The sequence below is a fragment of the Pedobacter nyackensis genome, assembly GCF_032678475.1.
Taxonomy (GTDB): domain Bacteria; phylum Bacteroidota; class Bacteroidia; order Sphingobacteriales; family Sphingobacteriaceae; genus Pedobacter; species Pedobacter nyackensis_A.
Genome location: NZ_JAVTSF010000005.1, coordinates 166,764 through 189,759, shown reverse-complemented (window position 1 = coordinate 189,759; position 22,996 = coordinate 166,764). Strand labels below are relative to the sequence as shown.

Here is a 22,996-nt window from a genome sequence, read left to right as displayed (position 1 = left end):
TAGCATTATTGATTTAATGCTTCTTTAAATACTTTTAAGACTCTTTCTCTGGCAAAAGCATGTTCAACTATAGGTTCAACATGCTTTTGTTGTTTTAGCTCAGGTATCCATTGATGGATGTACTTGTTTTGCGGATCGAATTTTTTAGCCTGAAGTTCGGGGTTGAATACTCTAAAGTAAGGGGCAGCATCATTGCCGCATCCGCAAGCCCATTGCCAGCCACCAACATTACTGGCTTGTTCATAGTCTAATAGTTTCTCTGCAAAATAAGCTTCGCCCCAACGCCAGTCGATCAATAAATGCTTGGTTAGGAAACTGGCAACAACCATGCGTACGCGGTTGTGCATATAGCCTGTTGCATTAAGCTGTCGCATCCCGGCATCAACTAAGGGATAGCCTGTGTTTCCGTTACACCATTTTTCAAAATCGGCCTCATCATTAATCCATTGTATGTTATCGTATGCGGGTTTGAAAGACTGCTGTATTGTGTGGGGGAAGTGCCAGAGAATCATCATGTAGAAGTCTCTCCAGGCTAGTTCCGAGAGCCATTTATGTGCCTTTTGTGTAATCGCAGCTCTCACAGCTTCACGAATACTGATGGTTCCGAACCTAAGGTGCAGGCCGATATGGGAAGTTGCATCTTCTGCCGGGAAATCCCTTTTGTCTTCATAAGTCTGAAGCTTATCCTCAAAATGCTTAGTCGGAAATTTCTGCATAGAGCGTTCGAATCCCATATCTTCAAGGTTCAGCTTATTTTTTATTGTGATGGGAAGAAGATCTTTAAGGTATTTTTGTACCGGATATGCTTTGAAATAAAATGCATCTAGCTTTTGTTGCCATTGACGGTAATACGGTGTGAATACAGTGTAAGGCTTGCCATCTGCTTTGATGATTTCATTTTTTTCAAAGATCACCTGATCTTTGAAAGTTTTATAGATGATATTTTCTGATGCAAGGTACTCGGCCAGCGTATCGTCTCTTTCGCGAGCGTAAGGTTCATAGTCGTGATTGGTATATACTTCTTTTACATTAAAGGCAGACAGTGTTTCCGCCCATGCTCCTTCTGGTGTGTTATATTTTATCAATAGAGATGAACCATATTCATTCAGATCTAGGTTGAGCTGTTCGATTGTATCAAAAATAAAAGTGACACGTGCATCTTGTTTAGAAGGGAGTTTAGAAAGAATGTGTTTGTCAAAAATAAATAGCAAGAGTACAGGATAGCCTGATTTAAGTGCATGGTGAAGTGCTGCATTGTCTGTTAGCCTTAAATCCCTGCGCATCCAGTAAATGGCGATTTCTTGTTTCATAAGGAGTTTTTTCAACGGTAAATATCGGATAAAGCATCCTTAAGTTGGATGTACTTGAATTTGAAATCCGTTGAAAGTAGTTTTTGAACCGAAGCATTTGTACTTATGAAGATCACTTCGCTCATTTCTCCCAGGATGATTTTAAGCAAACTTTCGGGAACATTAAAAGGCCATACGGGGCGATGAAGTGTTTGAGCGATGGATTTGGTTAGGCTCGCGTTGGTTACAGGGAATGGTGCGCAGGCATTGTATGCGCCGTTCATCGATGGGTTTTCAACCGCATTGGTGAACATAGCAACAATGTCATCAATGTGTATCCATGGAACCCATTGGTTTCCCGGGCCCAGTGCTGCACCGACAAAGAATTTAATTGGTTTTTCCAGGGAATCCAGTGCACCTTCGCCTTTGGCCAGTATGACACCAATCCTGAATTTTACAATTCTGATCCCATGTGATTTACCTTCATCTACGGCTTCTTCCCATTGTTTGCAGCAATCGGCCATAAAGCCGTAACCCGGTGGGCTATCTTCAGTAAGAATCTCTTCCCCGCGGTCGCCATAATAGCCAACTGCGGAAGCCGAAATTATGGTGTTGATTGTTGCATTGGTCTCTTTTATCGTTTTGTATAATAGCCGGGTAGATAATACCCTGCTGTCAATGATTTGTTGCTTTCGTTTTGGGGTCCATTTTTTTGCAGCAATATTTTCTCCGGCGAGATGGATGATTGTGTCAATTCCCGTCATGCAATTGGCGTCAATTTTATCGTGATAAACATCCCATACATAAGTTTTAACACCGGGTATGTAAATGTTTTTCCTGGAAAGAATGGATACCGTATGTCCGGCTTTTTGCAAAGCATTGATTATTTTTTTTCCTATTAATCCTGTTGCTCCCGTGATTAAAATTTGCTTGTTCATATACAGGTTTCTTAGGTTTAAATGAAGGGTTAACTTAAAGATGTTAAAACAATTGTTATTCTCTTTGGGTAGTGTTATTTAATTGCAGATTTATTGCGGCTCTTATATAACTATTCCCGGTTGATTTGGTTTGTTAAATTATCTTTTTATGGTAAATATTTTGTTCTGCTTATGTAAAGATTGGCGTATTATTAGCTTTAAGATAAAAAATGGCATATTTTTGAAGTTTATCATAAAAGTTTAGTTCAGAAATTAATGAAAAATAAAAAAATATTAGTTTGGTTTAGAAACGACCTTCGCTTACATGACAATGAGATGTTGGTTGAGGCAATTGCTAAATCAGACAGTATTTTACCCGTTTATTTTTTTGACCCGCGTTATTTTGAAAATACAAAATTTGGTACTGCTAAGACGGGTATTTTTAGGGCACGTTTTTTAAGAGAAAGTGTAGCTGCTTTAAGAACCGTGTTTCAAAAGATGGGGGGCGATATTTTGTTGGTTCATGGCAAGCCAGAAGATCATATAAAAGAACTTGTTGAACAATTTGATATTGCGGAAGTGTATCATCACCGCGAAGTAGGACCAGAGGAAACACTTATATCTGGTCACGTAGAAGATCTTTTGTGGACGCTTAAAATTAACCTAAGGCATTTTATAGGACACACGCTTTATAATAAGGAAGATCTTCCTTTTCCTATAAAGGATATCCCGGATGTCTTTGCTCAGTTTAAAAAGAAAACGGAAAGAGACGCTATTGTGAAATCTTGTTTTGATTCTCCACAAAGTATCGTTTTTGTAGAGCATGACAGTTGGGGAGTCATCCCTTCGCTTGATGAATTGGGCTTTAGCTTAAATGGTAATGATCCTGATGCCAGTTATGCAGAGGGTGGTGAGGAGGCAGGGCTTGAGCATTTGAGATTATTGCTTAGCGAAGGCTCTGATATTTATTTAAAGACAAATCATAAATCAAGTATAGATAAGCCCGGATTTGCATCACGATTGTCGGCATGGCTGGCATTAGGATGCTTGTCGCCGAGAAAAGTTTATTGGCAGGTTAAAGAGGCTGAGAGTAAATTTGGCAGTAACAGTAATTTTAATCAAATTATACTGGGGCTGTTGTGGCGAGATTATTACAGGTTTATGTTTAAAAAACATGGCGTTACTTTTTTTCAGGAAGAGAACCTGGAACAGGCTATTCTCACTGCCCTTGAATTAAAAGGAACAGGTTTGGAGGATTGGAAATCGGGAAACACTGGTAATGCTGTAGTTGATAAATATATGTTTGATTTAAACGCGACTGGTTTTATACCTCATGCCGGGAGATTGCTGGTTGCTACATTTCTTGTTCATATACTAAGAGTTCACTGGAGTTGTGGTGCGGCCTATTTTGAAGAAAAACTGGTTGATTATGCACCTGCAAGTAATTGGGGGAACTGGGCAAGCGTAGCGGGGGTTAGTAAGGATGTTAAGTCAAAAAATGGGTTCGATTTAAACAAACAGATCAAAATTTTGGAAGTGGTACTTCCTGATGATTCTCTTTTTGCCTGATTTTAAGTTTTATATTTTTTTGCGTTCAACAAAAGCTCAACGAATTTGCATTTTAAACAAAGTTGTTTAACTTTTGTTGTTTAATGAAGGTGAAGAGATATTCAATCAGCGACATAGAAGGCATTATCGGTATAAAAGCACATACAATAAGGGCCTGGGAGGCAAGGTATAATCTTGTTCCGCCAAAACGTACCCTAACCAATATCAGGTATTACGATGAGGAGGATTTGAAAATGCTGCTCAACATTGTTACATTAAATGAGAACGGCTATAAAATCAGCAGAATAGCCAGAATGGGCAAACCGCAGATCCTGGATTTGATTGTACAGCTTAATGCTAATTTGGAGAATGAAACGGTACAGCTGTTGAACCTTTCCAATGCAACATTAAGATATGACGAAAGGGAGTTTTCAAAGATCCTGATGGGGTGTATTAAGGAAATGGGTTTGATAAAAGCAATGGACGTAGTGCTGTTCCCGTTTATGAAGCGGATCGGGATGCTTTGGCAAACCGGTACCATCGAGCCTTCGCAGGAACATTTTGCGGCTAACCTGATCCGGGACCGTATCATAGTCGAAATTGATAAAATTCAAAAACCAGAGCTGGAGAAGCCTTTGCGTTTTGTACTCTTTTTGCCTGAAGAAGAAATGCATGAAACCGGCTTGCTTTTCGCCAGGTATCTACTTAAACGATGCGGACATGAAACGCTTTATCTTGGGGGAGATGTTCGATATAATGATATCAAAAAGGTCATTCATTCGTATCAACCTGATTACGCCTTTATCATACTGACCTCTTTAAATCTCGGGAAAGATCTTAATAAAATTATTGCAAAAGTAATGGAACATATTGAAGTTCCTTTATTAGTTGGCGGAAGCCTGATCTCGGAATTTGACCTTCTTATAAACGATCGGTTGACCCCTTTAAAGAATGTTTGTGATATGGTGGAATTTCTTGAAGAATTATAAAGAATATTGCCTGTTTTATAAGGTAAAATCCTAATTTTGCATCACTTATAGCATACTTAAACATAATGGATAATTTATCTTATCTCAACGGCGCAAATGCCGAATACATAGAGTCCTTATACCAATCTTATAGAGAAGACGCAAATTCTGTTGAATTTGGATGGCAGAAATTTTTTGAAGGTTTTGACTTTGGAAGAGATTCTTCCGGTACTTCTGTTAGCGCTGAAGCCCCTGACCACTTTTTAAAGGAAGTAAATGTGTTAAATATGATCAATGGCTATCGCCAGCGTGGTCACTTGTTTACGCATACTAACCCTGTAAGAGAAAGACGTCAGCATTTACCTACTTTAGATCTGGAGAATTTTGGTTTAGCCCAATCGGATCTTGATACTGTTTTTAATGCCAGTGTTGAACTTGGTATAGGTGCCGCAAAATTAAGTGATATTGTCGCTGTTCTAAAACAAACCTATTGCCGTTCGATAGGTGTAGAGTATAAATATGTGCGTACACCGGAAATCCTTTCCTGGCTGGAGCATAAGATGGAAAGTGTGCGGAATACAGCAAGCTTTTCAATTAGTGAAAAAACACGCATTTTAGCCAAACTGAATCAGGCAGTAAGTTTTGAGAATTTCCTGGGAACGAAATTCCTTGGTCAGAAAAGATTTTCATTAGAAGGGGCTGAGGCTTTGATTCCGGCATTGGATTCAGTAATTGAAAAAGGTGCAGATCTTGGTATCGAAGAATTTGTAATTGGTATGGCACACAGAGGACGTTTGAATGTTCTCGCTAATATCATGCAGAAATCTTATAAAGACATTTTCGCGGAGTTTGAAGGGAAAGGTTATAGTGCTGATTCACCTTTTGGTGGGGATGTTAAATACCATTTGGGTTATTCTACAGACGTTACTACAAATGATGGCAAGAGTGTACACCTGAGTCTTTGTCCGAACCCTTCACACCTGGAAACAGTGAACGGAGTGGTTGAAGGTATGACCAGGTCTAAAATAGATTTTAAATATGGTGGTGATAATGCCCGCATTGCACCAATTCTAATTCACGGTGATGCTTCGGTAGCCGGACAAGGCATTGTGTACGAAGTAATCCAGATGGCTGGTTTGGACGGTTATAAAACAGGTGGTACGATTCACCTGATTATTAACAACCAGGTAGGTTTTACAACGAATTTTAAAGATGCGCGTACCAGTACTTACTGTACCGATATCGCTAAAGTAACTTTATCGCCGGTATTCCATGTAAATGGAGACGACGTTGAAGCTTTGGTTTACGCCATTAACCTGGCGATGGAGTACCGTCAGAAATACAAAAATGATGTATTTATTGATATCCTATGTTACCGCAGATTTGGACACAACGAATCTGATGAGCCGAAATTTACGCAGCCACTACTTTATAAATTAATAGAAAAACATGCCAATTCAAGAGATATTTATATCGATCAATTGGTTAAAGAAGGCTCAATCGAAGCAAGTGCGGCAAAAGAAATGGAAAAGGAATTCCGTGGTCTTTTGCAAGAGCGCCTGAATGAAGCTAAAGCAATTACTTCTACTTACCAGGATGTTAAATTTGGTGGTGCATGGTCTGATATGCGTATTGCTACGCCTAAGGATTTTGAAAGCTCACCGGTAACTGCGGTGAAGAAAACAACCTTATTAGAGATAGCAAAAAGAATAAGTACATTACCTGCTAATAAAAAGTTCTTCAAGAAAATTGAAAAGCTTTTTGATGAGCGTAGTAAAATGGCAAACACTACCCATATATTTGATTGGGCTATGGGTGAGCAACTTGCTTATGGTACCTTGCTTGCCGAAGGTAAACGGGTACGTTTAAGTGGACAGGATGTGGAACGTGGTACGTTCTCCCACCGTCACGCTGTAATCACCTTAGAAGATTCGGAAGAAGAATATATCCCATTGGCAAATATTTCTGACCAACAGGCACCATTTGATATTTATAATTCACATTTATCTGAGTATGGTGTTTTAGGTTTTGAGTATGGTTATGCGATGGCTAACCCGAATGCCCTGACGATTTGGGAAGCCCAGTTTGGTGATTTCTTTAATGGAGCTCAAATTGTAGTGGATCAGTATATTGCGAGTGCGGAAACAAAATGGCAACGTGAAAATGGATTGGTGATGTTATTGCCACATGGTTATGAAGGACAAGGCCCTGAGCATTCATCTGCAAGGATTGAGCGTTTTATGGAGCTTTGTGCGGATTATAACATGCAGGTAACCAATTGTACTACACCTGCAAACTTCTTCCATGCATTGCGCCGACAGTTTAAACGTGATTTTAGAAAGCCTTTGGTTGTGTTTACACCTAAGAGTTTATTACGTCATCCGCAATGCGTGTCGCCATTGGTTGACTTTACCGAAGGAAAATTCCAGGAGGTTATTGACGACAGCAATGTGAAAGCGGCTGATGTAAAAAGAGTATTGTTCTGCTCAGGCAAAATTTATTATGAACTGTTAGAAAAACAGCAAAAGGATCAGACTAAGGATGTGGCTATTGTTCGTGTAGAGCAATTGTATCCAACTCCTGTTGAGCAAATGGAGGCTGTATATAAGAAATATAAAAATGCTAAGGAAGCCGTTTGGGTTCAGGAGGAGCCTGAAAACATGGGCGCATGGCCTTACTTGTTGCGCAGGTTGAGAAGGACTATCTTTAGTGATATTGAATTGGTTTCAAGAAAAGAAAGCAGCAGTACAGCTACAGGATTTGCAAAACAACATGCAGATCAGCAGGCTTATATTTTAGCTAAAGCTTTTGAAATGGCTGTTACAGAACAAGAACAGAAGATTGCAAAGAAGTCTGTGAGTAAAGTGTTTAATGTAGATTAGAAAAAATAATACAGGTGTTATGAGTATAGAAATAAAAGTTCCGCCAGTAGGCGAGTCAATAACCGAAGTTGTTTTATCCCGTTGGGTGAAAAATGATGGTGATGTAGTAGAAATGGATGAAGTGATAGCAGAACTAGAGTCTGATAAAGCAACGTTTGAACTTACTGCAGAACAAGCCGGAACTTTAAAAACAGTAGCAGCTGAAGGTGATACTTTGGCAATAGGTGCTGTAGTTTGTAAAATTGAAGATGGTGGTGCTGCGCCAAAAGCTAAAGCAGAAGCTGCACCTGCGGCCGCTCCGGCTGCAACGGCAGATAAAACTGCTGCTCCGGTAGCAGAGAAGTCGGACGAAAGTTATGCAACAGGTACGCCTTCTCCTTCAGCGGGTAAAATCCTTGCTGAAAAAGGTGTTGATCCTGCTGCTGTTAAAGGTACTGGTGTTGATGGCAGAATTACCAAAGAGGATGCTTTAAACGCACAAAAAACTGCCCCTGCTGCTAAAGCTGAGGCACCAAAAGCGGCTGTTGTTGCAGCTGTAGCGGGTTCAAGGAATGAGCGCAAAGAAAAAATGTCGCCATTGCGTAAAACAGTAGCAAAACGTTTGGTTGCTGTTAAAAATGAAACGGCTATGTTAACCACCTTTAATGAGGTGAACATGAAGCCGATTATGGATCTGCGTGGAAAATATAAGGATCAGTTTAAAGAAAAGTTTGGCGTAGGTTTAGGTTTCATGAGCTTCTTTACAAAAGCTGTTTGTGAAGCATTGAAGGATTTCCCTTCAGTAAATGCACGCATTGACGGCGAGTCGGTAGTATTCAATGACTTCGTAGATGTTTCTATTGCTGTTTCTGCACCTAAAGGTTTGGTTGTGCCAATCATCAGAAACGCAGAAAGTATGAGCCTGGCTCAAATTGAAAAAACTGTTATCGAACTGGCTACCAAAGCACGCGATAGCAAATTAACTATCGAGGAAATGACTGGTGGTACTTTCACTATTACCAATGGTGGTGTTTTCGGTTCAATGATGTCTACACCAATTATCAATGCGCCTCAATCGGCTATTTTAGGAATGCACAATATCATTGAGCGTCCAATTGCTGAAAAAGGAGAAGTTGTAGTACGTCCGATGATGTACCTTGCTTTATCTTATGACCACAGAATTATAGACGGAAGAGAGTCTGTAGGCTTCCTGGTTAGGGTTAAACAATTATTAGAAGATCCGGCAAGATTGCTTTTAGGCGTATAATTTTGTAAAATATTGAATAAGAAAAGGCTCCGGATGATCTCTGGAACCTTTTTTATGGGATTTGTTTTCTATTTTAGTGCTTTGATCTGATCCTAAGCATATGAAGCGTTTAATCTTTACCTTTTTTCTTGCTCTTTTTGTACTGAATGGTTTTTCCCAGAATGTAAACCAAAATTCTGGGTGGGTTATGTTTTTAAATAGTACCAAAATTAATGATAAGTGGGGGATGCATCTTGATGTCCAGCTGAGAACCGCAGATGATTGGGATGGCATTAGGAATTTCCTCTTTAGGCCAGGTGTTACCCACTATATCAATAAAAATAGCAATGCAACTGTAGGGTATTTACTGACTAATACTTATTTAAAGAATGACGGGGCAGCAAATAATACACTGACGGAGCACCGGATCTGGGAGCAATATATTTACACACATAGGATTAAACCTGTGTATGCACAACATCGCTTTCGGTTAGAGCAGCGCTTTATGGAAACCGCTGGAGGGGATGTCTTTTCACAGCGGTTCAGATATTTTTTTAGAGCTACTCTTCCTGTTCTTGGTCCTAAAGAGGCGTTTGTGCAAGGCCCGTTTGTCGCATTGCAGAATGAATTGTTCTTCAATGTTCAAAACAAAGCGAAGTTAAACGGTAAATTGTTTGATCAAAACCGGGCATATGCGGCAGCTGGTTACCGGTTTACCAAAAGTTTTGATGTAGAAGCAGGTTACTTAAATCAATTTATTAACGGGCGCTCTACGAATACCATTAACAATGCCATCCAATTGGCTTTCTATACCAGGTTTTAGTTGGCTGATTTGATGTTAATGTAAAAGTTAGGATCTGTTTTAAAAGACTTACCGCTAATTGATTTATCGATGGTGGTCGTTTTCCAATTGGCAGAAGGCGTAATGAAACTGAAGCTACCTGGTTTAAGTGTTACTTTTATAGGCATATCAAAGTCTTTTACATCAGCAATCCATCGGTATTTAAGTACTCCATTATTGACCCGATACTCCAGTGTAGGTATATTGGTATGCCTTAAGTACTGATCAAACACCTTGTTTAGCTTTAAACCACTTTCTTTGATGATGTAACCTTCTATTTGCTGTGTCGTGACCGTACTGTGGTAAAAGGTTTTATTTAGCCCTCTTAGGATATTCCTGAATTTTTCATCGTTGTTGATCAGCTGTCTGATCATATGCACAAGATTTGCTCCTTTGTAATACATGTCCCCGGAACCTTCCTGGTTTACCCCATATATACCGATGATCGGCTTGTCATTTTTTATGTTCTTCCTGATTCCAATAACGTAGGCTGATCCGGCTTCTTTTCCTGATGTTGATTCGGTAAACAAAGTTTCGGAATAATTTGTAAAAGCTTCGTGGACCCACATGTCAGCAATGTCTTTCGTGGTAATGTTATTACCAAACCACTCGTGCCCACTTTCATGAATGGTGATGAAATCGAATTTTAATCCCCAGCCAGAACCGGACAAGTCATTACCCTGATAACCCATTTTGAAGTTATTGCCATAAGCTACTGCACTTTGATGCTCCATACCAAGGTGTGGGGCTTGGACAAGTTTATATCCGTCTTCATAAAAAGGGTAAGGGCCAAACCAATGCTCAAAAGATTTTAACATGGGTTTCACGTCTGCATCCCAATGTGGACGGGCGCGCGTACTGTCTTCCTTTAAGGCCCAGTAATCTAATTCAGGCTTTCCCTTTTCCCCATCGTACTGATCTGTCCAATGTGCGTACTTACCAATGTATAATGTGACGTTGTAATTGTTGATAGGGTTATTTACAAACCAGTTGTATTGCGTATAGCCATCCGCTTGTTCTTTTATGCTGCGCAGTTTGCCATTGGAGATTTCCTGCAAACCTTTAGGTACACTTATGCTGATCAGAATACTGTCTACTTCATCACTTTGATGATCCTTATTTGGCCACCAGCTACTTGCTCCAAATCCCTGACAGGCTACTGATACCCATGGATTACCAGACCTGTCTTTACTGAAAATAAAGCCACCATCCCATGGCGGGTTTTTAGCGATAACAGGATTTCCAGCATAAAATACAGTAAAGCTGTCTTTCGATCCTTTTGTTATTTCCTGGGGAAAGGTTATGAAAACAGCATTAAACTCACGCTTAAACGGCAGTGAATTTCCGTTATAAATTACTTTTTCAACCTTTAGATTGCTAAACAGGTCAAATTGTAGTTTTTTGAAATTTTGTGTTGCAGTAAATTTAAATTCGTTACTACCACTGATGAATTCATTTTGAATATCAACTTTAACATCAAGGTGATAATAGTTGATGTCATAGCAGCTGCGTAATGGTGTTAAGGTCCCACGTAGGGTGTCTGCCTTTGAAAACTGTTGCTTTCCCTGCATCAGCTGGGCATTTGCGCAGTTTGTCGTGATCAGGATGAACAGGAAATAGTATATGACCTTTCTCATTATGGTTTTAATATCGTTAGCGTGAGGGCAGATGAGTTATTTACATCATGGAAGATTCGGTGTGTTGCCTTCTGAAAATCATGAGGTTCTGCCTGGTAAATGTCCATAAATTTCTGAGGGTTTCTATCCGCTAGTGGAAACCATGAGTTCTGTACTTGTACCATAATTCGGTGCCCCTTTTTAAAGGTATGTGCAACATCTGGAAGTGCATAGTTTACTTTAGTTACCATTCCGGGTACAAAAGGCTCTGGTTTTTCGAAGCTATTGCGGTATTTACCGCGCATGATTTCGCCCCGTACCAGCATTTGGTAACCGCCCATAATAATATTACGTGGGTTGGGAGATGGGGCCGGGCTATCTTCCGGATATACATCTATCAATTTCACTACATAATCTGCATCTGTACCTGTTGTAGAAACAACCAGGTTTGCCAGCACCGGGCCTGCTAAGGTAATGTCCTCTGTTAGCACCTCTGTCTGATAAACTTTAACATCAGGTCTGCGGGCAGCAAAGCGCTGATCGTCTATCATATATTCCCGGGTTCTTCGGGATTGAACGCCTTCCTGGTATGGGACAGGTGCATTGGGGTCACTCACATATTCGTCCCAGCTATCTGTCCGCTTTACTTTATCGAAACTCAGTTTCCCGTTCGGCTGGAAGTAAAGTGTCTTTTCTTCAGTCTCTTTGGGAGGCCATGCGCTAAATGATTTCCATTCATTGCTGCCGCTTAAAAATATGTTAGCTTCCGCCGGAGTAAAACTGCCTTCACCTTTCAGATGATATTTGAAGAAAGGAAGCTCAAATTTTTCCTGGTAGTAGGTGCTGGTCGGCTGACCAAAATTGATGTCGCCAAAGCTGCTGCCGTCGCCGCGTACCCAGCCTCCATGGAACCATGGGCCCGCTACGAGAATATTGTTGGCACCAGGGCTTTGTTTTTCAATGGCTTTATAGGTTGCAAAAGTTCCGTAGGCATCCTCGGCATCGAAGAATCCACCAACTACCATTACCGCAGGTTTTACTTTAGTAAGGTGTTGTTCAATACTTCTGGCCCTCCAGAAGGTGTCCAAGTTAGGGTGTGCAAAAAGATTGTTCCAAAATCGGATGCTATCACCAAAGTATGTTTCTTTTAAATTCTTAACAGATCCCGCTTCCAGGTAAAAACGATAAATATCCTGAATAGGAAACTTAAATCCCTTAGGGCCTTTGTCGGGGGTAATGGGTTTGGGTCTTGGTACGCCGAAACTACTCATAAAGCTAAAGGCATCGTTAAGGAACAGGGCTCCGTTGTGGTGAAAATCGTCACCAATAAACCAATCGGTGACGGGGGCTTGTGGAGAAACGGCCTTTAATGCCGGATGTGCACCCGGTAAGGAAGTTGTGCTGTAAAACCCTGGGTAGGAGATACCATAAATTCCGACTTTACCATTATTGTTTTTTATATTTTTTAGCAGCCAGTCGATCGTATCATAAGTGTCTGAACTCTCATCGATGTCTTTTTTGCTTTTCTTTTTTGCCACATGTGGTCTGATATCGTCAAATTCGCCCTCACTCATCCACTTACCTCTTACGTCCTGGTATACAAAGATGAACCCTTCTTTCATTTCGGCAGGGAAATTACCCAGACTGGTTTTATAGTTGTTTTCTCCGTATGGGGAAACCGTGTAAGGTGTACGATTCAGTAGGAAAGGGTATTTTTTATCTTTATCTTTTGGGATATAAATAGCCGTAAAGAGCTTGATCCCATCACGCATGGGGATAAGCCGTTCTATTTTGGTATAGTGCTGACGGATGTAAGCTGAGTCGGTTTGTTGTGCAAATAGAGATATACTTGCAAATAAAAGTAAAATGGTAAACCACAAAGATTTTACAGGGAACATAGACGGAGTTTTAGTCGCTTAAATATATGGAATTGGTTAATGTTTCTTAACTTTACGCAAAAAAAATCCTTAATATGCAATACGATGTAGTTGTAATTGGCTCGGGCCCGGGCGGTTATGTTGGAGCAATCAGATGCGCCCAGTTAGGCTTAAAAACGGCAGTTATAGAAAAATATAAAACTTTTGGCGGAACCTGTTTAAATGTAGGTTGTATTCCATCAAAAGCCTTGTTAGACTCGTCAGAACATTTTCATAATGCGACACATACTTTTCAAACGCACGGTATCAACTTAAAAGATTTAAAAGTTGATATGCCGCAAATGATCGCACGTAAAAACGATGTGGTAGCTCAAAATACAGCTGGTATACAGTATCTATTTAAAAAGAACAAGATCGATTCTTTTGAAGGTGTTGGTTCTTTTGTGGATAAAAACACGATAATGATCATTAAGGATGGTAAATCTGAAACGATTACGGCTAAAAATGTAATCATTGCTTCAGGTTCAAAACCTACAGCATTGCCTTTCTTACCAATTGATAAAAAACGTATCATTACTTCTACAGAAGCTTTAAACATTACTGAAGTACCAAAACAAATGATTGTAATTGGTGGCGGGGTAATTGGTTTGGAGTTAGGTTCTGTTTACGCTCGTTTGGGAACTAAAGTTTCTGTAATTGAGTTCATGCCGTCTATTATCGGTACTATGGATGCTGGTTTAGGTAAAGAACTGCAACGTGTATTGAAAAAATCACTTGGTATGGAGTTCTTTATGGGCCATAAAGTGACAGGTGCTACTACTAAAGGCAAAAAAGTAACGGTTACTGCAACCAATGCGAAAGGTGAAGAAGTAAGCTTCGATGCTGATTATTGTATTGTTGCTGTTGGCCGTACTGCTTATACCGAAGGATTGGGCTTAGAAAATATCGGTATCAAAACTGAAGAAAGAGGGAATAAAATCCCTGTAAATGATCATCTGGAGACTGCTGTGCCAGGTGTGTATGCTATCGGCGATGTAATTAAAGGAGCAATGCTTGCGCACAAAGCAGAAGATGAGGGTGTATATGTTGCTGAAAGAATTGCCGGACAAAAACCACATATCAATTATAACCTGATCCCGGGTGTTGTTTATACCTGGCCTGAAGTTGCTTCTGTAGGTTATACTGAAGAGCAGTTAAAAGAACAAGGTGTTCAGTATAAAGCTGGTTCGTTCCCTTTCAAAGCAAGTGGACGTGCTAAAGCAAGTATGGATACGGATGGTTTTGTAAAGGTGTTGGCTGATGCTAAGACGGATGAAATTTTAGGTGTTCATATGATTGGTCCGCGTGCTGCTGATATGATTGCTGAGGCAGTTGTTGCTATGGAATTCCGTGCATCTGCTGAGGATATTGCAAGAATTTGTCATGCACACCCAACTTATACTGAAGCGTTAAAAGAAGCAGCTATGGCTGCAACTGAAAACAGGGCGATACATATTTAGTCGACTCTGATAGGTTACGTAAAAGCCTGAAGATTTAATCTTCGGGTTTTTTTGTGGATATAAAAAAAGAGGAACCGTGTCAGGGTTCCTCTTTTTATTGATTAGTTTGAAAGACTAATGACCGTGATCCAGATCATATTCTAACACATCCTTATGATCATAAGGTTCTTCCAGCATTTCATCAATTGTTTTTCCTTTTTTGTTGAAGCCTAATTTATCCAATATAATATCGAAGACCAGGTAAACAACCGGGACAACAATCAGCGTTAAAAATAACGAACTGGTTAATCCGCCTACGATAACCCAGGCCAAACCATTTTTCCACTCGGCACCGGCACCACTCGCTAATGCGATAGGTAACATACCAAAAATCATGGCGATTGTGGTCATCAGGATTGGACGTAAACGAGCGTGGTTAGCTAAAATTAACGCTTCCGTTGTTGATTTTCCTTCTGCTTTCATGTGGTTGGTAAAATCGACCAGGATAATCGCATTCTTCGCTACCAGACCCATTAACATAATAAAACCTAAAATGGTAAAGATACCGATTGAGTTATTTGTTAAAGCCAGTGCTAAGAAAGCTCCGATCAATGCCAGTGGCAGGGAGAACATTACCACAAAAGGATAAACAAAACTATCATATAAGGCCACCATAATTAAGTAGACTAAGATGATAGATGCCATTAGGGCAATACCTAAAGTACCGAAACCTTCAGACTGGTTTTCCTGATCTCCTGCCCAGGTGTAGCTTACACCAATAGGAGCTTTTAACTTCCCATCCTTTTGTAGTTCCTCCAGTTTCTTTTGGAAATCAGCAACTACGGTTCCTGTTGGTCTACCGATAGATTGTGCTTTAACAGATACTGATGTAGATTTATTTAAACGTTCTAACTGACTTGGTCCTGATCCTTCAGTGATTGCCGCAAATTGCGATAGTTTAATCTGCTCTCCTCTGTCATTTATAAAAATCAGGTTACGTACATCATCAACATTTTTCCTGTTGAAATCCTGATACTGGATATTGATGTCGTATTCGTACTCGCCTTTTCTGTATTTACCATCAGTGTTACCCGCAAAAGCAGTCTGCATAGTAGAGCCTACCGTTGCCAGGGTTAAGCCAACTGCGGCCATTTTATCGCGGTCAACCTGAACGTTAATCTCAGGGGTTCCTTTTTCCACAGATAATTTGATCTCTGTAGCACCTGGAATTGTTGCCAGTACTTTTTGTGCACCTTCGGCATATTTTAATGCACTATCCAGATCAGAACCCATTACCACTAATTGTATTGGTGCATTTTCTGCAATACCCAAAATACTAATTGGTACAGTTTTAACTTTTGCACCTACCAGTTCTTTGGCTAGTGCACGACTCATTTTGGTTGCGAAAATGTCTGATGAAACACCTTCACGTTCCTTGCGGTCAACTAATTTTACGTTGATCTCAGATTTGTAAGCTGTAGCCTGAGTTCCACCAAAATCTCCACTGGCCTGACCAACTGTAGTGATCATTTGCGTAATCTCCGGTTGTTTATCTAAAAATGCTTCGGCACGTTGTGTGTAAAAGTTGGTTTGTTCCAGAGGTGCATCTTTAGGTAATTCAATTTGAATTAAAAATTCCCCTTTATCAGATTTAGGGAAAAATTCTGATCCGATAAAACCGGCTCCAGCTAACCACATAGCCGCGACAAACATCACAACAACGCCAGCCATCGTACGTCTTTTATGATTTAATGACCAGGTTAAGATCTTTGTAACCCATAAGGTGAATTTTCTTAATTGTTTTTCAAACCATAAGATAAAACGACCAAACATGTTTTTACCTTCAATACGTTCCAGTTTACCATATCTTGAGAATAATAATGGTACAATGGTGAATGAAGCTAACAAGGAAAGCATGGTTGCGATAATTACTACCACACAGAACTGACGGAGAATGTTCGACACAAGCCCTGTACTTACCGCAATAGGGAAGAATACAACAACAATTACCAGGGTGATAGATACAACGGTAAAACCAATTTCCCTTGTCGCATCAGAAGCTGCTCTTACTTTGTTTTTGCCCATCTCCATGTGTCGCTGGATATTCTCCAGAACTACAATGGCATCATCCACAAGGATACCAACTACGAGTGATAGTCCTAATAATGACATCAGGTTTAAGGTAAAGCCAAATAATTCAATACCAATAAACGTCGCAATTAACGATGCCGGAATAGATACCATTACAATTAATGCATTTCGTAAACTATGGAGGAAGAATAGCATTACAAATGCTACCAATACAACGGCAAGCATTAAATCGTGGATAACCGCATCTGCTGATTCTAATGTGAAAATAGAACTGTCGTTAACGATTTTAATATCAAGATTGTTGGCTGCATATTCTACCTTAAGTTTTTCGATGATTTTATGAACGCCTTTACTTACTTCAACCGCATTGGCATCACTTTGTTTAATAATCTGAATAGCGATGGCGCCTTTTCTATCGATACGGGCTAATTTTTCAGTTTCTTTCTGCGAATCCTGTACATCGGCAACGTCGCGTAAACGAATTTGCGCACCTGCTTTTGATGTGGTTAAAACAAGATTTCTTAGCTCATCTAGGTTTCTATATTTACCAGATAAACGGATTAATACGTCTTGATTTGCCGTTTTAACACTTCCTGTAGGGAAATCTAAATTTGAGGTTAAAATCATTTGTTGTACCTGAGGTACAGAAAGATTGTATCCTTGTAATTTGTTGGCATCTAAAGATACCTGGATTTCTCTTTCCGAGCCACCAATCAGGTTAACCTGAGCGATACCGTTAACCCTTGAAATTACCGGGGCAATCCGTTGATCAATTAAATCATAAAAGCTTACATCATCCATTTTTGCCGAGGCAGACATGGTAATAACCGGTAAATCATCTAAGGAGAATTTACTTAATGAAGGTGTTTTTACATCTTCAGGTAATTCCGAAAGGATGGCATTTACTTTACGTTGCGCATCATTTAAGGAAATATCTATGTTTGCCGCATCAGTTAAAGTAATGGTAACTGTTGATAAACTTTCGAAGGAAACCGCGTTAATTTTCTTAATGTTTTCCATTGAAGATACGGCATCTTCGATTTTCTTGGTTACGGTATTTTCTACCTCGGCTGGTGAAGCTCCAGGGTAGATAGTTGAAATAGATACTACGTTGTTTGAGAATTTCGGTAATAACTCATAACCCAACGAAAAGTAACTCAATAGCCCCAGTAAGGTAAGTGCAGTAAAAACTACAATTACCAAAGAGGGCCGCTTTATAGAAATGTCTGTTATCTTCATTTTCTTTATTTTACGATACTAACTGAAGTGCCTTCAGCCAGGTTGATTTGTCCGCTTGTAATTACAGTTTCTCCTTCGTTTAATCCTTCAAGAATTTCAACAGAATCACCTAAAATACGACCTGCAATTACTTTGCGTAGTTTAGATGTATTAGTTGCAGTATCTAAAATAAATACCTGATTGCTGCTCACGCTACCCACAAATGAAGTACGTGGAACTAAAATGCTAGGTGCCTGTTTAGGGAAGTTAAATATTGCGGTTCCATACATACCGGCTTTAAGCCCATTTTTAGCGTTGTTGTCTACTTCAATTTCAATCGGGAAGTTTAAACTTGCATCAGCCTTCGCCGCGATAAATGTTACTATCCCATTAAAAGATTCTGTAGGAAAAACAGATGATTTAATTTCCAATTTGTCGCCAACTTTAAGATGCGCAACTTGTGATTCGTTTACGTTTACCTTTAGTTTTAATTTAGAAACGTCTACAATTTCAAACATATCACTTCCCTGTGTATTAACAAATGCACCAACTTCAATGAACCTTTTATTGATGATACCATTAATCGGAGATTTGATGTTTGCATCACTCACTCTTCTTTGGTTAGCCTGAAGTCGTAACTTTGCATTTTGAGTCGCCAATTTAGCCTGATCTAATTGCTGTTGGGTTACACCACCAGTTGCATAGGAACTCTGATATCTTGCTTCGTCTCTCAATGCATTCTGATAGTTTGCTTCCGCAGTCTCTCTGTCTGTATTAATAATTTCTGCGTCAATGCGGGCTAAAATCTGACCTTTAGTTACGTGGTCACCTTCATCTACAAATATTTTGGTTACCCTGCCTGCATTTTCTGATTTGAAGATCAGTTCTTGTTTAGGTGCAAATGTACCATTAGTGCTGAAGTCAAGGTCGACTATTTTTTTCTCCACTGTTGCAACCCGAACGGCAACAGCACCACCTCCCTCTGCGATAAATGCAGTTTTTGCTTCATTTTTCTTTTTGTTGTTATTTAACACCATGGCAATTCCGGCCAGGGCAACTATGATTACTAAGGCAGTAATTATTACTCTTTTCATTATAATAGCGATTTTATATTTCCGTTTGATTTGATTAGTTGTATTTCGGCAATTTTGTAATTTAACAATGCCTGGTTATAGCTGTTTTGTGCTTCTGTTAATGCTGTTTCTGTATCTAACAGGTCGGTTAAATTTGCCAGGCCATTGTTGTAATTGTTTTGCGTACTTCTATATATTTCATCAGCTAGTTGAACATTCTGCTTTTGTGCGGTTATTGTACTTAAGCTATTTCTCAATTGAATTTTAGCATTCTCATAGGCCATGTTCAGAGAGTTTGTTGACTCTCTTCTGTCTTCTTTTGCTTTTTTGATGTCAACATCGGCCTGTCTGATTTTTGAACGCGTTAAAAAACCGTTAAAAATTGGCACTTTTAAAGTCAGGCCAACAGCGGAGGCGCCAAAACCAATAGCGGTGTTGTTAGAGCTTAAGAAATCGAAACCACCACTTTGACTGGAGTAGGTATAGTTCCCCGTCAAGGCTAATGAAGGATAGTACTCAGATACATAAGCTTTACGTTGTAGCCAGTATAATTTGTCCTGCGTGTCTAAAATCTTTATTTCAGTTCTGTTAGCAAATGAAAGAGAATCTGTGAACTGTGGCAATTGGGTAACTTCTGCGAGCTCAGTCTTAGGTAAGTTGACCTCAGTATGCACAGGCATTCCCATAGATAGCTTTAACTGGTTTTCTAATTGTGTAATTGCATTTGAGGTTTGTTCGCGTTGTGTCTGCAAATTGGTAATGTTGACTTTAATACGATCCACATCAATTTTTTTCGCTAAGCCGCTCTGATATTGGGTAGCTATGATTTTTTCTATCGCTTTTACATTTTTGATATTGGTGTCCAATACATTCAATTGTTGCCTGTTTACCAATACTGAATAATAATTATTGGCCACCAGTTCAATGATTTGCTCCTCTGTTAATTGAGAAACAAGGTTGTAATATTCTTCACTCGATCTTGCAGCCTGCAATCCTGTAAAGACCGTTTGATTGAACAATTGTTGTGAAAGCTGAATCCCGGCAGATGAATTCCAGTTCTGTCCCAGTTTAATGGATTGTGGTGCACCTCCGAAGTCTGCTACCAGTTTTCCGATAATCGGGTTGTAGGTTAAGCCTGCAGTACCTGTAATTTGTGGCAAGGCCTGGGCTCTAATTTCCTCTGTTTTATATCTTCCGCCATCAATGTCTAATTTTGACTTACGTACTTTTACACTGTTTTGTACCGCATAATTGAGTGCTTCTTTTAATGTAAGCGTTTGCTGGGCACTTACTGTGTTCGATAACAATAAACCTAGTAGCAATACAGGGATTATTTTCATCTGTTTAATTATTGTATTCATATATAGTTTATTGTTGTTTTAGTCCTTTAATAAATATTGCGGATAGGCTAAGTTGTCTGTCCAGGATGTTTTTCATTTCTTTTTTACTCGGGAACAATTCCTTGTTTCCATGCATAATACACAGCGAAGTAATTCCCGCAAGGCTGTCAAGATAAAGCTCGGCAGTTTTGTAAGCTTCAGTAGGTGCAATTTCACCTTTGTCTATAGCCAACTGAAATATATCTGCATGCAATTGTATATTGTTGGTGCGCATTTTTATGAAATGTCCTTTAAGCTCTTCTGAATTGAGTGAAGAGTCCGGGGTATTTCCCGACAAGTGCATCATGTAGTATTTTTGAAAAAATCGATGTCTGATCTCTATCAGGGTAGTCATACATCCTTCCAGGGAAGGGTTTCCCGATTGAACCTGGTTTACAAGTTCAAAATAATCATTAAATATTTTTTCAATTACGCCAAGTACAAGGCTGCTTTTATCAGGGAAATAATAATACAATGAAGGTTTGGATACCGAAAGATCCTCAGCAATTTCATTCATTGTAGTCTTGTTAATTCCATAATGAATAAAACGTTTTATAGCCCCCTCAATAATTACATCTCTTTTTTTATCTGTCTCTACCATTCTACTTTTTTACTTTCTGACTTTTTCATTTGAAGGGTCAAAAATACTGCCATAATTTTACATACGGAATTTTAGTCCGAAAATGGCGGTAAACTTACAATTTGATGACTTTTTTTATAGGGATTTAGGTTTTAATCCTTGAAGGAAGACCTCTGCAAAGACTTTTTCCTTTAAAAAGATTTGTTTAAACTGCTCTTTTCCAGGGAATATGTTCTTGTCTTTGGACATAATATTGAAGTGTATACCGGACAGTGCATCAAGAAATATTTCAGTAGTCAGTTTAACATCTTCCATTGCCAATTCGCCGCTTGCAATCCCCCGGTTGAATAATGAACCGATTATAATTGTTTCGAATGCGCGGGCTTTACTGAATTTTTCATACAGATCATCGGGTAATTCATTAGCAATAACCTGTGTTGCTTCCATCAGGGTGTAATATTTTTGAATAAAGTATTGTCTTTTTTGCAGTAATTTAAAAATCCCTTCAGTAGAAGTACTTGTTTTGTCAATTGATTTTACAAGGTCTCTGCTAATGATTTGCATCAGGTGTTCTATGGTACAAACATAAAGACTTAGTTTGTCAGGGAAATAATAATAAAGTAATGCTTTAGAGAAGGATACGTCTTTTGCTATTTCCGTCATTGTGGTTTTTGATAAACCATAATGAGCAAACCGCTTCAACGCAGCTTCAATAATAATACCTTTCTTTTTATCCTGATTTTCCATAAAGTAACTACAATTCTTCTTTGTTATAAGTTTTAATATATGCGTTTTTACAATGCTGCCGAAAAATAGGCAAAATTTTTAAATATTGCTTTTAACATGTTTATTACAACTGTTAACAATTACATTTGTGCTGTATATCTAATTTTATTTATGTCAATCTTACAGGAAAATATCTCCCTCAAGCCTTACAATACCTTCGGTGTCGCTGCCAGTTCAACTTTTTTTGCTGAAGTTTTTAATGAAGCCGATTTAAAGGGCCTTTTAAGTATGGCGATTGTTAAAGAGCAACAGATGTTGGTTTTGGGTGGAGGAAGTAATCTTTTATTTACCAGAGATTTTGATGGCCTGGTGATAAAGGTGAGTATTCCTGGAATCTCTTTTGTTGATGCAGGTGATGATGTGATCGTAACTGCGGGGGCAGGGGTGGTATGGAATGATTTTGTAAACTATTGTGTAGGAAACGGTTTTGCCGGAGTAGAAAATTTAAGCCTTATCCCTGGTACTGTAGGCGCTTCGCCTATTCAGAATATTGGAGCGTATGGTGTCGAGCTTAAGGATGTATTTTATTCTTGTGTGGCCTATGAGATTACTACAGGTAATCACCAGGTATTTGAGTTTGATGATTGTAAGTTCGGTTACAGGGATAGTGTTTTCAAAAATGAATTAAAGGGTCGATATATTATCACTGCCGTAAGTTTTAAGCTAAGCAGGAAGGCAAAAATCAATACACAGTATGGCGCTATACAAGCGGAATTACTGAACAGAAATATAGATCAGCCTACAATTGCTGATGTGTCGTCTGTGGTAGCTGCTATTAGGGTAAGTAAACTTCCTGATCCGTCGACTATTGGTAATGCAGGTAGTTTCTTTAAAAACCCCGTAATTGAAAAATCTCTGTTTGATGAGGTTATTGAGAAGTTTCCCGATGTAGTTCATTATCCTGCACCAAACGATAAAATAAAACTGGCTGCGGGATGGTTGATAGAACAGTGTGGTTTTAAAGGCAAGGTAGTTGGGAACACGGGTACCTGGAAAAATCAGGCCCTTGTTTTGGTTAATCATGGAGCGGCAACAGGACAGGAGGTGTATGCTTTTTCGGAAGAAATAATAAAAACTGTATATATAAAATTTGGCATAATGCTTGAAAGGGAAGTAAATATTTTGTAATATGCCGCTGTAATATGTTTTAACCCCCATAATTAATTTCTTAATACAGAATCTTAATTTCTTAATATAGAATCTGCGTTTTTGGTACATATCTTGTGTA

At 39.2% G+C, this 22,996-nt stretch carries 16 protein-coding genes; 7 read left to right on the top strand and 9 right to left on the bottom strand.

Annotation, left to right across the window (positions count from 1 at the left end; translation table 11 throughout):
* Nucleotides 1-5 precede the first annotated feature (5 nt).
* Nucleotides 6-1,310, bottom strand: coding sequence for a deoxyribodipyrimidine photo-lyase (locus tag R2Q84_RS17220; RefSeq protein WP_316817822.1), 1,305 nt, complete (start codon nt 1,308-1,310; stop codon nt 6-8).
* Nucleotides 1,311-1,321: 11 nt separating this feature from the next.
* The gene (locus tag R2Q84_RS17215; RefSeq protein ID WP_316817821.1) at nt 1,322-2,227 is read right to left on the bottom strand and encodes a TIGR01777 family oxidoreductase; all 906 of its coding nucleotides are present in this window, start codon (nt 2,225-2,227) and stop codon (nt 1,322-1,324) included.
* A gap of 255 nt (nt 2,228-2,482) precedes the next feature.
* Here R2Q84_RS17215 and R2Q84_RS17210 point away from each other — a divergent pair, with 255 nt between their 5' ends.
* The 5 genes from R2Q84_RS17210 to R2Q84_RS17190 all read left to right on the top strand — a co-directional run bounded on the left by R2Q84_RS17210 (nt 2,483) and on the right by R2Q84_RS17190 (nt 9,652).
* The gene (locus R2Q84_RS17210; protein ID WP_316817820.1) at nt 2,483-3,775 is read left to right on the top strand and encodes a DASH family cryptochrome; all 1,293 of its coding nucleotides are present in this window, start codon (nt 2,483-2,485) and stop codon (nt 3,773-3,775) included.
* Between the two features lie 83 nt (nt 3,776-3,858).
* Nucleotides 3,859-4,743, top strand: a complete 885-nt coding sequence (locus R2Q84_RS17205) for a MerR family transcriptional regulator (protein ID WP_316817819.1) — start codon at nt 3,859-3,861, stop codon at nt 4,741-4,743.
* A 65-nt stretch (nt 4,744-4,808) separates the two neighbouring features.
* The gene (locus tag R2Q84_RS17200) at nt 4,809-7,604 is read left to right on the top strand and encodes a 2-oxoglutarate dehydrogenase E1 component (protein WP_316817818.1); all 2,796 of its coding nucleotides are present in this window, start codon (nt 4,809-4,811) and stop codon (nt 7,602-7,604) included.
* 19 nt (nt 7,605-7,623) lie between these two features.
* Nucleotides 7,624-8,850, top strand: coding sequence for a 2-oxoglutarate dehydrogenase complex dihydrolipoyllysine-residue succinyltransferase (gene odhB, locus R2Q84_RS17195; RefSeq protein WP_316817817.1), 1,227 nt, complete (start codon nt 7,624-7,626; stop codon nt 8,848-8,850).
* A gap of 187 nt (nt 8,851-9,037) precedes the next feature.
* A complete protein-coding gene (locus R2Q84_RS17190; RefSeq protein ID WP_316817816.1) occupies nt 9,038-9,652 on the top strand; it encodes a DUF2490 domain-containing protein in 615 nt (204 codons plus the stop codon).
* Here the strand turns inward: R2Q84_RS17190 and R2Q84_RS17185 are convergent.
* Nucleotides 9,649-11,307, bottom strand: a complete 1,659-nt coding sequence (locus R2Q84_RS17185; RefSeq protein WP_316817815.1) for a M1 family metallopeptidase — start codon at nt 11,305-11,307, stop codon at nt 9,649-9,651. The two genes, R2Q84_RS17190 and R2Q84_RS17185, sit on opposite strands and share 4 nt — an antisense overlap.
* Nucleotides 11,307-13,184, bottom strand: a complete 1,878-nt coding sequence (locus tag R2Q84_RS17180; RefSeq protein ID WP_316817814.1) for a CocE/NonD family hydrolase — start codon at nt 13,182-13,184, stop codon at nt 11,307-11,309. Before R2Q84_RS17180 ends, R2Q84_RS17185 begins: the two co-directional genes overlap by 1 nt.
* Before the next feature lie 74 nt (nt 13,185-13,258).
* On the opposite strand from R2Q84_RS17180, the gene lpdA reads away from it, so the two are divergent.
* Entirely contained in the window at nt 13,259-14,662 is a 1,404-nt protein-coding gene (gene lpdA, locus R2Q84_RS17175) for a dihydrolipoyl dehydrogenase (protein WP_316817813.1), read from the top strand.
* A 114-nt stretch (nt 14,663-14,776) separates the two neighbouring features.
* On the opposite strand, the gene R2Q84_RS17170 is transcribed toward lpdA, so the two are convergent.
* The 5 genes from R2Q84_RS17170 to R2Q84_RS17150 all read right to left on the bottom strand — a co-directional run bounded on the left by R2Q84_RS17170 (nt 14,777) and on the right by R2Q84_RS17150 (nt 21,729).
* Complete coding sequence (locus R2Q84_RS17170) at nt 14,777-17,971, bottom strand: efflux RND transporter permease subunit (protein ID WP_316817812.1); 3,195 nt, start codon at nt 17,969-17,971, stop codon at nt 14,777-14,779.
* A gap of 5 nt (nt 17,972-17,976) precedes the next feature.
* Nucleotides 17,977-19,044 (bottom strand): efflux RND transporter periplasmic adaptor subunit, encoded by a 1,068-nt coding sequence (locus tag R2Q84_RS17165; RefSeq protein ID WP_316817811.1) that lies wholly within the window; start codon nt 19,042-19,044, stop codon nt 17,977-17,979.
* Nucleotides 19,044-20,384, bottom strand: a complete 1,341-nt coding sequence (locus R2Q84_RS17160; RefSeq protein ID WP_316817810.1) for a TolC family protein — start codon at nt 20,382-20,384, stop codon at nt 19,044-19,046. The genes R2Q84_RS17165 and R2Q84_RS17160 overlap by 1 nt, the downstream gene beginning before the upstream one ends.
* A gap of 7 nt (nt 20,385-20,391) precedes the next feature.
* A complete protein-coding gene (locus R2Q84_RS17155) occupies nt 20,392-21,003 on the bottom strand; it encodes a TetR/AcrR family transcriptional regulator (protein WP_316817809.1) in 612 nt (203 codons plus the stop codon).
* Nucleotides 21,004-21,117: 114 nt separating this feature from the next.
* Nucleotides 21,118-21,729, bottom strand: coding sequence for a TetR/AcrR family transcriptional regulator (locus tag R2Q84_RS17150; protein ID WP_316817808.1), 612 nt, complete (start codon nt 21,727-21,729; stop codon nt 21,118-21,120).
* A 150-nt stretch (nt 21,730-21,879) separates the two neighbouring features.
* On the opposite strand from R2Q84_RS17150, the gene murB reads away from it, so the two are divergent.
* On the top strand, nt 21,880-22,896 hold the full coding sequence (murB, locus tag R2Q84_RS17145; RefSeq protein WP_316817807.1) for a UDP-N-acetylmuramate dehydrogenase: 1,017 nt from the start codon (nt 21,880-21,882) through the stop codon (nt 22,894-22,896).
* Nucleotides 22,897-22,996: the final 100 nt, after the last annotated feature.